Source organism: Salipaludibacillus neizhouensis (assembly GCF_002886185.1).
GTDB classification, from domain to species: domain Bacteria; phylum Bacillota; class Bacilli; order Bacillales; family Salisediminibacteriaceae; genus Salipaludibacillus; species Salipaludibacillus neizhouensis.
In genome coordinates, this window is the sequence record NZ_KZ614146.1 from 3465495 (window position 1) to 3479134 (window position 13640).

Genomic DNA, 13640 nt, shown 5'->3' on the forward strand with positions numbered 1-13640 from the left:
TCGTTATTTTCAAAAGTGAGAGGATCACCGACGACAATACCACGGAAATTTACAGCTCGTGCAACATGAACATGCTGTGCTATATCCACACCAACAACAAGATGTTTATCAGAAATTCTTTCAATTAGTTGATTTTGTTTGTCTTGCATTTTAAACTTCATATAAGAGCTCCTCCTTAGATTTGAGTTTTAGTTTGGTATCTATACTCTTATCTTACTGAGGGGCTCTATTTTTTTCAAAGTCGAAATTAACGCACTACAGGAATGCTATACTTACTAGCTGTTCCAAAGGCACTCATACCTAACTGTGCTAAAGCAACATTAGTCCCAGATAAATACAAATAACCTGTAAAGCCAACTAAAAGCAGGGCAATGCCAACTTGGACACGAAGCAAGATAAGAACAAATAAACTAATGATCCCGATAATCCCAACTACTTCAGGACTCATTTGGATGCACCACCTTCCGTACAGCTTTCAAAAAATCTACGATTACTGTCAAAGCATAAAACAAAATACCTACTGCGCAAACTAGTACAAATATACTAACAGGAAGCTTAAGGTCTCCAGTTACACTACTTGATACTTGGTTGGCGTAAGAATAGGTTTGCCAAGCCATCAATACTAACAGCACCAGAATAATGATATATGTGATACCATCCACAACAGCTTGTGCTCTTACAGACAGTTTATCAATAAAAACACCAACTGATATGTGACCCTTTTTCTGCTGTGTATAACCTAGACTTAAAAAAACAATTAGCGCTAGCCACAAATACGTTAACTCATAAGTGCCTGTAACAGGTCGCCATAAAAAGCGCCCTGTTACATCACTAAACGTTAAGATCATCATTAAAAATAATAATGTCGCAGAGACTTTCGAAGAAATACTGTTCAAGAAACCTACCAATTTCTCGAAATTAATCAAAAAACTCATAAACATAATAATTACACTCCTTGGTCGCGAAGTCGAACAGCTTCATCATAAACTTCTTTACCTGGTAATCCTTCTTCTTCCATCTCTTCAATCCATTTTTCGTAAAGTGGCTCTAATGGTTTTTTCCATATAGCAAGATCTTCTTCAGGAATTTCGTAAATATCAATCCCCGCTTCTGTTGCAGTATCCCAACCACCGTCAGCATCGACGTTATATAGCTCTGCAGCTTTAGTTGCCATGCCCTCACCAATAATCTCTTCAATGGCGGTTTGATCTTCTTGTGAGATTTCTGACCATGTATTAGGATTGATGACTACAAAGATACTACTTGTATAGAAATTACCTTTTGTAATATAATTTGTTACATCACCCAGTTGGAAGTTTGTAATAACAGATGCCGGAGCTAATGCACCATCAACTACACCTTTTTGCATCCCCTCGTATACATCCCCCATAGGCATTGAAACTGGGATCGCACCGTATGATTCTAATATTCCATTTGCTGAAGCAGAAGGTGTTCTTATTTTTAAACCTTTTAGATCCTCAGGAGAAAGGATAGGCTTATCAACTGTTAAGATTTGTGCAGGATCATTTTTAAATAACCAGCCAATTTTTGTACCTTCGTGCTCTTCTGCTATTTCGGGGAACGTCTCATTTAGTCCCCAAAAGATTTTAGTAGCATCTGTTGCATTTTCACCCATAAAAGGTAGTTCGGTAACCCCTGTAAGAGGGAATTTCCCTGGAGTATAACCGTGTAAAGACATTGACATATCAGCTACACCATTAACAACTAAATCATACTGAGCATTAGCTTCACCTAGAGCATTGGCTGTATATAATGTGCCAGTTACACGACCATCTGTTGCTTTTTCTATCTGCTGAACAAATGGTTCAAGAATTTCTGTGTGTTGTGGGTGAGGTCCTGGCATAAAAGTAGAGATGGTTAAATCGACCACCGCTCCTGATGGAGTTGTAGTGTTGTTAGAGTCGTTATCTGTACTATCGGTGTTTTCTGTGTTATTAGTATTATTTAAGTTATTTGATTCATTGGTTGTAACCGAATCTGTTTCACTACAAGCTGCCAAAACAACAATTAAAAGACCTATCATACCAAGACAAAGTAAGCGATTCCATATTTGTTTTTTCATTTTGCACCCCTTTTTAGTTAATAAACCTACTATTATATTTTCGAATGATCACATAATCTTGCTTTGGTCAAACTATCAAATGAATTATTCTCCTGTAATACGAACGTCTAACACAGCTGATCGACCTTCTCTTACAACTTGGACGGCTTTTTGTAAAACTTCTTTTAATTCATTTGGCTCATCTATAGTTCTAGCAAAGGTTCCTCCAGCTGCCTCTGCAACTTTCGCCAAATCAGAAGAGGGCACAAATTTCGTCCAGAATTGATCTGTTGTTTGGCAATCCCATTAGGATGTACTCCTAATGCTGAAATATAATAGTCAAAAAAGGAGTATTATACCTCCTAGCCATCCAGTGAACGGGGGTAGGATTATTAAAGATAAAGCACCCATCACCACATACCACCAATTGCGCTCCTCCCATTCCAACCTAAAGAACTCGCCCCTCTTTGTGAAGTAAGTACCTGCCTTTACTCTAGGTAAATGTTTATTTACCATTGAAAAGTTGGTAATTGTCCCACTCATGATAATCGTTTCTTCATCAATGATTTCTTTAATACAAGATGTTAATGCTAACAACTCAGGGGTAATTCTCCCTTCATCACTAGCTACTTTAAGATTAGTCCAACAATTCACTGCACTTGATGATATTGCATCACCTCCTTATAACGGGTCTTGACCATATCCTTGTTAGTTTTAAATTTTCTAGATAACCGTTTAACTGTTGCAGAGCAATAAGTGTATCCGCCTTAAAATAGCTCTCCGATGGGATATACCAAAGCGGGGTTTTCTATTTCAACGGATCAACCATCTACATAATATATCTTGCACTCCTCCGCGGGCTTATTGGTTAAAGAAATCTAGGGAACTTCACTATCTAAAACCAAACCAACACTAAATCTGCTTTTGTTAACTGCTCATCTTGCCCTGGTTTATTCCACACATATTCAACATGTAACAAAAACTATAGTTTATTCAGATCCGCAAAAATGTTTTTTTATCTTAGTAATTACCTTTTTATTTTGCAATATAACAATGTGTACTTATTGACTTTCATTAACTATCATAAAGCCAACTTACTGATAAATGTTTCTACTAACGCTCCTTCCATCCCTCCTCGTTTAACTATACGAGGAGAGAGGAACCTTCCCACTCTAATGGTAAACCAACATAATTTTCGGCAAGACTCTTTAAAGCTGTCCGAGAAGATGTGACATAATCCAATTCACTTAGCTGAATACTTCGTTCAAATGATGTTTTATTATGATCTGTATGAAGCATTGTCGTCATCCAATATGAAAACCGCTGTGCTTTCCAAATACGACGTAAAGCTATTTCCGAATATTTATTTAACAGTTCTTTTTCTCCAAACTGATAAAATCTGAGAATACCTTGTTTCAAAACTTGAATATCGGTCATCGCTAGATTTAAACCTTTAGCTCCAGTTGGAGGAACAATATGTGCAGCATCGCCAGCAATAAATAGTCGCCCATATTGCATCGGTTCGCAAACAAAACTACGCATAGAAACGATATTTTTTTGAACAATAGGACCATCTGGTAACTTCCAACCGTCATTAGTGTCTACACGTGTTTTCAATTCTGTCCATATTCGGTCATCAGACCAATTAGAAATATCATCTTTCGGATCAACTTGAATATAATGTCGTTGTAATTCTGGAGTTCGTGTGCTTAACAATGCAAATCCCCTATCATGATTGGCGTATATAAGCTCTGGATTTGCAATCGGAGTTTCTGCAAGAATCCCTAACCAGCCGAACGGATAAATTTTTTGTTTTTCCTGACGGAACAGTTCAGGTATCATTTTACGACTCGGTCCATGGAATCCATCACACCCAGCAATAAAGTCACAGTGCAATTCGTGTGCTTCTCCATCGATGTCACTAAATAATATTTGTGGCGATTCAGTAGAAATGCCATGAAGAGATACACCTTCAACATTAAAAAATATCTCTCCCCCTGCATCTAAACGTGCAGAAACCAAATCTTTAATAACCTCATGCTGTGGGTAAACCATAATTTCTTTACCCTCTGTCAGTTCATGCATATTCACTCGGTGTCTTTGGCCATTGTATTGAAGCTCAATTCCATGATGAATCTTTCCTTCCTTCATCATTCGCTCACCAAGTCCTGCTGCATTGATGAGGTCCACAGTCCCTTGTTCAAGAACTCCAGCTCGAATAGTTCCTTCGATTTCTTCTCTTGATCGAGATTCTAAAACTATCGAATCAATCCCTTCTAAATGAAGTAGATGTGAGAGCATAAGTCCAGCCGGACCAGCACCTATAATTCCTACCTTTGTTTTCAATTTTGATAACCTCCCTTATCTCTCCAACACTTTTTATGATTTCATTGTTAAAAATAGGTACAATTCTCTTAGTGAAGCACCCTCATGAGAATTACACCACTTATTTAAAATGGAAACTCTCGGTATTTGGTTTGAACAGAGACCCATTTTGTCACCGTAAATTCATCCACTACCCAAGGGTTACCAAAACGACCTAATCCACTAGCTTTCGTTCCACCGAACGGAATATTAGGAGCATCATTGACCGTTTGGTCATTAATATGTGTCATGCCTGCATCAACCTGCAATGCAAGTTCTTCTCCACGTTCCAAATCACTTGTAAATATCGCTGAACTTAACCCGTGATCGGTATCATTAGCTAATTTAATGGCTTCTTCATCTGACTCCGCCTTAATGATTGGTGCAATCGGAGCGAATAATTCACTCTGTGCTAAACTGCTGGCATTATCGACATTCATAAACACATACGGGGTAAGAACATTCCCGACTTGTTTTCCTTCTAAGGCAACTGTCACCCCCGCTAACTTAGCTTCTTTCACAAATTTCAACGCTTTCTCCATTTGTTTTTCATTCGCTAAGGGGCCAATCACAGTTTTCGGATCACTCGTATCACCATACGGAAGTGCACTTGCTTTTTCTACAAACTTTTGTACAAACTCTTCATACTTATCCTTATGAACGATCAATCGGTTGATAATCATACAAATTTGCCCCTGGTGGATAAACTTCCCGAAGATCGCTGCATCCACAGCACGATCCACATCCGCATCTGATAAAACGACAAACGGGCTATTCCCTCCCAGTTCAAGTGCCACTCGTTTCAAATTTTTGCCGGCAATGCCCCCAATATGGCGGCCGACTGCGGTGGAACCTGTAAAGCTAATAAGCTTGGAATGGCGGTTATCGAGCATGCCATCCCCTATTTCATCGATATCCGTCAACATCATGTTTAATACACCTTTAGGCAATCCGGCATGTTCAAATGCTTTGGCAATGATGACACCCCCACTTAAACCAACTTGAATATCCGGTTTGTGTACGACACTATTTCCTAATGCGATAGCAGGAGCGATCGTTCTCATAGAAAGATTCATCGGGAAGTTAAATGGTGAGATGGAAGCGATTACACCAAGTGGCAAACGATGAATATGGTTTAGTTTCCCATTTACTTCCGGTACTTCCCGAACCGTATTCACTTCTCCTGTATATTTTATCGATTCTTCTAAAAATTCGAGTGTCAGATGTAACTCTACATTTCCCTTTAAAACACTACCACCTGTTTCACGACTAATCACGCTTACAATCTCATCACGGTTTTCTTTTAAATAGTCCGCTGCGCGCTGAAGGACCACTTTTCGCTCATCAACCGTACTCTTCGCCCATTCCTTTTGCGCCCTGTTTGCAATCTCGAATGTTTCTTCTAGTTGTCGTGCTGTTGCTAAAGGTACAGAAGCAATCACTGAATGATCATATGGGTTCGTAATGTCATACGAACGTTCACTAAACCCCTTTGTCCACTCTCCACTGATAAAGCTCTTGTTATAGTTTTCATAGTTTTGCATGTTAGCCACTCCTCCTATTTTTTTATAAACTTATTTTTAATATGTTCCTCTACTAGTAGCTTATTGATATTGATTGATTAGATAGTAATTAAAAAGATACATTTAAATAAATAGAAATCCAAAGAGTTTGAATCTATGAAATGTCTTTTTGAACTATTTCCCTGTAATACGAACATCTACCACGGCTGATCTACCATCTCTTACGACTTGAACTGCTTTTTGTAAAGCTTCTTTCAAATCATTTGGATTATCCACAGTAAGTGCATAGGCTCCACCAGCAGCCTCGGCAACTTTTGCTAAATCGGAAGAAGGTCCAAATTTTGTCCAGAACTGATCCGTTTGTTTGGCAATTCCTTCTGGATGTACTCCTAATGCTGAAAATTTCGGTGCATTCCATTGTTCATTGTTATAAATAATCGTTAAAAACGGAATACTATACTTTCTAGACATCCAGTGGACGGGGGTTGGGTTACTAAAGATAAAGCATCCATCTCCGCATAAGCTAACAATCAGTTTATCCGGTGAAGCTAATTTTGCACCGATTGCAGCTCCCCCATTCCAGCCTAGAGAACTTGCCCCCATCGTGAAGTATGTCCCTGGCTTTACTCTAGGCAAATGTTTATTTACCGTTGAAAAATTCGTAATCGTTTCGCTCATGACAACGGTATCTTCATCAATGACTTCTTTAATACAGGATGTTAATAACTCAGGAGTAATTCGCCCCTCATCACTAGGTACTTCAAGTTTAGCCCATTCAAGCCGCTGTGTTTGATGATATTGTGTCACTTTCTCATAACGTGTCTTTATCATATCCTTGTTCAGTTGTTTATTATCAAGATAAGCGTTTAACTGTTGCAGAACTATAAGAGTGTCCGCCTTAAAGTAGCTCTGAGAAGGTATATACCAAAGCGGGGTTTTCTCTTTTAACGGATCAACGTCTACATAATAAACCTTACACTCCTCAGCTGGCTTATTGTTTAACGGAATCCAAGGAACATCGCTATCTAACACCAAAACCAAATCTGCTTTTGCTAACTGCTCATCTTGCCCTGGTTCATTCCATACATAGCCAACATGTAATGGATGTTTGGAAGGGAAATTCAAATAACTTGGAGCTGATTCTAGAACTGGAATTGCTAAACGTTCAACCAGTTTTAAAAGTTCACTGACACTTTCCTGTTTTCGACCAACGTACGATGTTACAATCAAAGGATTTTCGGCTTTGATAAGTTCTTCTGCAATCTCCTCCACATTTTGTGGCGGAATGGCAGCTGGTGATAATGGTCCCCATCTTTGTGTGTCTAAAGAAACTTTCTCTACTTCTTCCTCTAGTACTTCACGTGCTGCGATTAAGTATGCAGGACCTTTAGGGTCACTTTGAGCAAGCTGCATCGCTCTATGGAGCAATTGTTTGACATTCCTCCCTGTTCGAATTTCATTGGTGTACTTAGCATACTCCCTAACAATACCACGTTGATCAGATACATCTTGAATCCAATGAATGTACTCATTTCGACTGCCTGTAAGTTCCCCTTCTTGAGTGGAAGGAGATGTACCAGCAAAAATCAAAACTGGTATTCTTCCTTTTGCTGCGTTATGAACAGCTCCGCCAAGATTTTGTGTCCCGCAGTCAACGTGAATGACGACGACTTGCGGTTCTCCAGTTAACTGAGCAAATCCATGAGCAGCACTTAATGCAACCATCTCATGTTGACAAATAATGACTTCTGGCATCTTTCTTCCTTCTGCTTGAAACCTAGCAAAACTCTCAATTAAAGCAGGGTGATCACTCCCTAAATTTGCAAAGATATACGAAACCCCTAATTCCTGGAATGATTCTAACATTTGATCAGCTGTCGTATATAGTTTTCTTTCAACTGATACATTACTTTCAGTATCTTGTAATTTCATTAGTGATTTCCTCCTAATTTATTAAATTCCACATTATGATAACGCTTTCAATAATTGATGTTTACTTACTTGAGTTCAGAATATCTCATATCGGTCCTTTATAAAACATTATTATTCTCCTATGCGGAACACACTATAATTTAGGGCCCAATGCCACAAACTAATAAAAAAGTTTACACATTGTCTTCTGTTCAAAACGCTCTTCGCATTTTGAACAGTTTTTCAATGGATGACTCCGAAAAAAATTATTAATTTTAATTCGTTAGGTTTAGGAAAAAGTACTGTTAGCAGATTAATATCTACTCTATCTAGTGAAGGTTTTGTAGTGAGAATACCTGAAATAATCGTTACCGTTAGATATGCCCATTTTATAACTTACCACCTTCTATACTTCTAACTTTGAAATTCACAAGCGATGTCTGTCTCACACCAATTAACGAATTCTTGATGTTCCTGAAATTATTTACACAAATTTGAAAGTAGTCATCACTTTCGTACTTTTACCCTTATCAGTAGAAGGAATCCACCTACTGTACAAGTTCTGGGAAAGTTTTGTTAGCTTTTATTGATGAGTACTATTTTGTTTTGCAGACATATTTCAATACATTAGGTATATAGTAATTACCCACTAATCACTAGATAATCTTCATCTATTTTTCACCATGTTATGCGGATCAATCACAAACTTTTTTGAAACTCCGCTGTCGAATTGCTGGTAACCTTTAGGCGCTTCCTCAAGAGAAATTATCGTCGCATTAACAGCTTTAGCTATTTGAGCTTTTCCACTTAATATGGCCATCATTAGGTCCCGATGGTACTTCATTACTGGTGTTTGTCCCGTAACAAATGTGTGTGCCTTAGCCCAACCTAAGCCGAGACGGACCTTTAAAGTACCATGTTTGGCATCATTGTCAGCAGCCCCAGGGTCTCCCGTCACATATAATCCAGGTATACCTAATCTTCCACCTGCTTTCGTTACTTCCATGATTGAATTAAGTACAATTGCTGGCGCTTCCTCTTTTGAGTCACCATGTCCATGTGCCTCAAATCCAACGCAATCAATCGCACAATCAACTTCAGGGACTTTTAATATTTGCTCTATTTGTTCCGCTAAATTTGGGTGTTCTCGCAGGTTAACAGTTTCACATCCAAAACTTCTAGCTTGGGCTAATCGATCATTATTTAAGTCACCGACAATAACAACCGATGCACCTAAAAGTTGTGCTGAATGAGCAGCAGCTAAACCTACAGGACCTGCCCCTGCAACATAAACCGTTGCTCCAAGTCTGACTCCTGCACTAACAGCACCATGGTATCCAGTAGGGAATATATCAGAGAGCATCGTTAAATCGAGAATTTTTTCCATAGCTTGATCTTTATCAGGAAATTTGAGTAACTGAAAATCTGCATATGGGACCATGACATATTCTGATTGGCCTCCAACCCAGCCACCCATATCTACATAACCATAAGCTGATCCAGGACGTTCTGGGTTAACATTTTCACAAATATGTGTGTTTTGCTGTTTACAGCTAGTACAACGACCACACGCAATGTTGAATGGAACAGATACTAAGTCACCTTTTTTAATAAATTCAACATCGTTTCCCACCTCAATAACTTCACCCGTGATTTCATGACCTAGTACCAATCCACTCGGTGCAGTCGTTCGTCCTCTCACCATATGTTGGTCACTACCACAGATGTTCGTAGTTATTACCTTTAAAATAACACCATGGTTACATTTCCTTCCGACATTTAGTGGATTAACTCCCGGTCCATCGCGTAAAACCAATTCTGGAAAACTTATGTCTTGAACTTCTACTTCACCAGGTTTTGTAAACACTACTGCGTTATTACCAGCCATTAAAAAATCCCCCTTACAGATATTTTTTTCATACAAGAATTACTCATCTTCACACATGAACTCTTTTCTCTTAAATTATAAAAGCATACTCATGTTCATCGTACTCATCACCGTTTGATCAGGCAGAATCCGACGAGAAACCAACTTCCATTCTCCCTCTATTAATCTAACAACATCATCACGTTGACCAAACATTTCTTCTGTCTCTACCATTGAACCTCGACTTCTTTTGTACAAGAAATAGCTCCGAACCTTATATTCATCCGTTTTGTCTCCTAATTCAATGAAGACATTTGAAACAAAATGACGTTGTCTAGTTGAGGGGTTTTCCACCCAAGCAGATTTCGTGTACAGACGGTTTACTCTGGTTCTAAGAGAGGCTTTCGTTTCGTCAAAAAAAGCGGAGTCCTCTGAAATATTATCAACATTTACTCCTTCTTTCGTTTCTCGCATAGGCATCACATAATTTAAATCATCAGATAATAATTCTAGCCATTCTTTATATTTTCGGTTATCTAGGAAAAAAGATTCTTGGTAAAGGAAGTTTGTAATCTGATCCTTTATTTCAAGGGAAACTTGAGAACTTACGCTGAAACTCATTTATTTACCTCCTTTACAGTATCTTTCGTAATCAAGTCTAGCCAGTGTTCGTGCATTCTTCTCGATAAAGCATCCACATATGTTGTTGGGTATGCTATCCCTGGGCCCGGAAAATCTTTATCTGGTTTCACGTGACTAAATCCCATCAAATAGTTACTAACATTATTATAATTAAGCTCTTTATTCTTCATCATGGAAGCTTTACTAACTTCCACAATTCGTGCCCACGTTTCTGTGTCATCCTGTTCTAGCGTCCCTGTTGGTCCAAAAGATCCCAAATAACCTCGATATGCATCTTTCTTATAGCTCTCCGGGGCATCTTTATCAATCATAAACCAACACCAAACCTCTACTTTATCAGGGCCCAGTGGTCGCCAAACTCTAAAATTAAGGTAGTTATGCATTTCCCCCTCTGTACCATGAATTGGACTCACAAATGACAGATTAGGATATACCCCGCCAACAAAAACTGTGACTCTTTCCATAATATCCGCCTGTTTCTCTGATAGGTTTCGTTGGAACATTGGCCACATCGACTGAGGCATACTTTGAAATGCAGACTTAGAACGACCTGTCTTAGAAGTAATGACATTTAATCCGTGCCCATCATTCATTACTATTTGATGCCCATAACTAGCGTAAAGCGGATCCTCGGGACTTATTCCCATTTCCACCGTTGACCGATGAGTTGTCTGGACGTGATACGGATCTGCTGAAAAATTCTCTTGTGTCGACTTCCAATTTGCTTTAGCTACCCATCTCTGAGGCAGCCCAATAACTTCCATGCCGTTATCACTTCTTCCGAGCATCATGTCAAAATACCATTTCATGTCACCTAAATAATCTTCTAACGTCTCTGCTTCTGAATCCAAACACCCAAAAATCATTCCTCGGTAACTTTCAACTCTAGGTATTGGACGAAGGCCCCAATCATCTTTAACCATTTCTTCTCCATAAATTTTATTTCCTGCTACAATGCCGACTAAATCCCCGTCAAGATTATATGACCAACCATGGTACGGGCATGTAAACGTTTTCTTTTTTCCTCGATCAGCGGTGCATAATTGCGTACCACGATGAGAACAAGAATTTAGATAAGCTTTTATCTCGCCTTTTTTATTTTTCACCATCAAGACAGGATCGTTCACCATCCATCTAGTGACAAAATCTCCATTTTCTTTTAATTCAGTTTCATGACCAAGAAATTGCCACTTTTTGCTAAATATTTTTTCCAGTTCCAACTCATAAATGTCTGGGTCGGTTATGACCCATTGAGGTAAAAGCCCTTCTGCCATTTTTTCCTTCAATTGCTCAACAAGTTTTTCGTCAATTGTTCTATTAATCATGAATTATTTATTCCTCCTTGTGTTCAAATGAAAGTATTTCTATGCACATTCATAAATCAGTAAATCTATTACTCTGTTAAACTTGGTAAATAGAGAACGATCTCAGGAAAAACAACCAAAAGTATTGTAAAAAACACCATCACTATTACCATCGGTGTCACCCCTCTAAAAATCTTGTCTATCGGGACATCTTTCACCACCCCACTAATTATATAGATACTCAAGCCTAATGGAGGTGTTAAAACGCCAATATTTAAAACCATTACCATGATTATTCCAAACCATATCCCATCAAACCCGAGTTGCGTAACAATTGGATAAACGATCGGAAGTGTCAATACCATGATCGCGATTCCTTCCATGAACATTCCCAATACAAGATAAACGAGTAATATCATTGCTAAAATAATAAATGGTGACATATCTAGGGATCCTACGTATGCAGTTAATTCCATTGGAATTTGACTTAAAGCTAAAAACCTTCCAAAAATAGTTGCTCCAATTAATATTAAGAAAAGCATAACCGATAGGCGTATAGTATCATCTAATGATAAAAGGAATTTAGACCACGTTAATCGTCTCGTGATTATGGTAACTAAGAAAGCTCCCATTGCACCAATTCCACCTGCCTCAGTAGGAGTAAAAACTCCAAAGTATATCCCGCCAATACTGACCATAAAAATCAATATAAAAGGCCAAATGGTTCCAAGAGAAAGTATCTTTTCTTTATAAGACGATGTCTCTTGTGACCGAGGTGCAAGTTCCGGTTTTAATCTGACTTGTATATTTATCGTTACCATAAACACTAGCGCTAATAAAAGTCCGGGCACAATTCCGGCAATGAGAAGCGGACCAATTGGTTCTGAAGTTAATGCCCCATATAAAATCAATATTACACTTGGCGGAATTAATATTCCTAGCGTACCACCTGCAGCTACCGATGCCGTTGATAAAGACGACTGATATTTATATTTGTCCATTTCAGGAATAGCGATTCGAGCCATTGTTGCCGTTGTTGCATTGGTTGAACCCGAAATTGCTGCAAATATAGAACTAGCACCAATAGTGGCGATTGCTAATCCTCCTCGTAAATGTCCAATCCATTTATCTACTGCCTTAAACATATCTTGACCTAAACCCGTATTTGACATAAACATACCCATTAATATAAACAATGGAATGACACTTAAACTATAACTATTTGCCATACCAAAAGAAGCTGTTGCTAACTGTGCTAGACCGACATTCCAATCAGTTAAGAGCGATACGCCTAAGAAACCGACTAAGAAAAGGGAGAGACCAACAGATACATTTAACATAATTAAGAGGAGCAATAAAATAATTCCTAGCATTCCAATTAGTTCAGGACTCATTCTTTTGCACCACCTTAGTGAATGAATTAATCATATTTAATAAAATCGTCAAAGTATAAAAAAACATACCTATTGCCGCTAAATAAGCAAAGTAATTCATTGGGATTCCTAAATCTCCACTTGTCTGGTTACCGAACCTTTGAGCATAAACAATTAATTGCCATGAAGTTAATGACAATAAAATTATAATAACAAACGAGGTCACCACATTCAGTGATTCTTCAACTTTCATTGGAAGTTTAACGGTTAAAAAATTAATTGAGATATGATCCTCTTTTATCTGAGTCATCCCTAAGCTAAAGAAAATGATGATCGCCATAGAGAGACTCGTTAACTCTACAGCGCCAGTTATTGGATTATTAAAGAAGTATCTTCCAACAACGTCAACTACAGTTAATGACATCATAAAAAACAAAATGACCATGGAAACTCTATGTGTAATTTTATTCAACATATGAATAGCTTTTTCTAATCTGCTTTGTCTCTTATCTGGAAGAGAAGACTTGTCGGGCTCCTCAGAACCCAACAAATCTTTCTTAACACTTATGTCCTTATCTTTGGACTTCATTCTAC

13 protein-coding genes and 1 pseudogene are annotated in these 13640 nt (G+C 38.3%); 1 reads left to right on the plus strand and 13 read right to left on the minus strand.

Going from position 1 to position 13640, the window contains the following annotated elements; genetic code table 11:
* The 8 genes and pseudogenes from CEF18_RS16230 to CEF18_RS16270 form a co-directional block, all read right to left on the minus strand.
* Positions 1-161 (minus strand): annotated as a pseudogene (locus CEF18_RS16230) (IS110 family transposase); the annotation flags it as partial.
* Positions 162-247: 86 nt separating this feature from the next.
* Complete coding sequence (locus CEF18_RS16235; RefSeq protein ID WP_190238694.1) at positions 248-448, minus strand: hypothetical protein; 201 nt, start codon at positions 446-448, stop codon at positions 248-250.
* Complete coding sequence (locus CEF18_RS16240; RefSeq protein WP_110937429.1) at positions 438-941, minus strand: TRAP transporter small permease subunit; 504 nt, start codon at positions 939-941, stop codon at positions 438-440. Before CEF18_RS16240 ends, CEF18_RS16235 begins: the two co-directional genes overlap by 11 nt.
* 5 nt (positions 942-946) lie before the next feature.
* Positions 947-2083 (minus strand): TRAP transporter substrate-binding protein, encoded by a 1137-nt coding sequence (locus CEF18_RS16245; protein WP_110937430.1) that lies wholly within the window; start codon positions 2081-2083, stop codon positions 947-949.
* Positions 2084-2167: 84 nt separating this feature from the next.
* Positions 2168-2329, minus strand: a complete 162-nt coding sequence (locus tag CEF18_RS16250) for a thiamine pyrophosphate-dependent enzyme (protein WP_110937431.1) — start codon at positions 2327-2329, stop codon at positions 2168-2170.
* A gap of 876 nt (positions 2330-3205) precedes the next feature.
* The gene (locus CEF18_RS16260) at positions 3206-4408 is read right to left on the minus strand and encodes a 4-hydroxybenzoate 3-monooxygenase (protein ID WP_110937433.1); all 1203 of its coding nucleotides are present in this window, start codon (positions 4406-4408) and stop codon (positions 3206-3208) included.
* Positions 4409-4512: 104 nt separating this feature from the next.
* The gene (locus CEF18_RS16265; RefSeq protein ID WP_110937434.1) at positions 4513-5970 is read right to left on the minus strand and encodes an aldehyde dehydrogenase family protein; all 1458 of its coding nucleotides are present in this window, start codon (positions 5968-5970) and stop codon (positions 4513-4515) included.
* A gap of 153 nt (positions 5971-6123) precedes the next feature.
* Complete coding sequence (locus tag CEF18_RS16270) at positions 6124-7881, minus strand: thiamine pyrophosphate-requiring protein (RefSeq protein ID WP_110937435.1); 1758 nt, start codon at positions 7879-7881, stop codon at positions 6124-6126.
* A gap of 229 nt (positions 7882-8110) precedes the next feature.
* On the opposite strand from CEF18_RS16270, the gene CEF18_RS16275 reads away from it, so the two are divergent.
* The gene (locus CEF18_RS16275; RefSeq protein WP_223292333.1) at positions 8111-8278 is read left to right on the plus strand and encodes a helix-turn-helix domain-containing protein; all 168 of its coding nucleotides are present in this window, start codon (positions 8111-8113) and stop codon (positions 8276-8278) included.
* A 249-nt stretch (positions 8279-8527) separates the two neighbouring features.
* On the opposite strand, the gene fdhA is transcribed toward CEF18_RS16275, so the two are convergent.
* From fdhA to CEF18_RS16300, 5 genes are all read right to left on the minus strand, one after another.
* Positions 8528-9748, minus strand: a complete 1221-nt coding sequence (gene fdhA, locus CEF18_RS16280) for a formaldehyde dehydrogenase, glutathione-independent (protein ID WP_110937436.1) — start codon at positions 9746-9748, stop codon at positions 8528-8530.
* Positions 9749-9823: 75 nt separating this feature from the next.
* Positions 9824-10348, minus strand: a complete 525-nt coding sequence (locus CEF18_RS16285) for a 3-phenylpropionate/cinnamic acid dioxygenase subunit beta (protein WP_110937437.1) — start codon at positions 10346-10348, stop codon at positions 9824-9826.
* The gene (locus CEF18_RS16290) at positions 10345-11694 is read right to left on the minus strand and encodes an aromatic ring-hydroxylating oxygenase subunit alpha (protein ID WP_110937438.1); all 1350 of its coding nucleotides are present in this window, start codon (positions 11692-11694) and stop codon (positions 10345-10347) included. The genes CEF18_RS16285 and CEF18_RS16290 overlap by 4 nt, the downstream gene beginning before the upstream one ends.
* A gap of 68 nt (positions 11695-11762) precedes the next feature.
* Positions 11763-13067 carry a TRAP transporter large permease gene (locus CEF18_RS16295; protein WP_110937439.1) on the minus strand — a complete coding sequence of 435 codons (1305 nt, stop codon included), beginning with the start codon at positions 13065-13067 and terminating at the stop codon, positions 11763-11765.
* Entirely contained in the window at positions 13057-13635 is a 579-nt protein-coding gene (locus CEF18_RS16300) for a TRAP transporter small permease (protein ID WP_110937440.1), read from the minus strand. Before CEF18_RS16300 ends, CEF18_RS16295 begins: the two co-directional genes overlap by 11 nt.
* Positions 13636-13640: the final 5 nt, after the last annotated feature.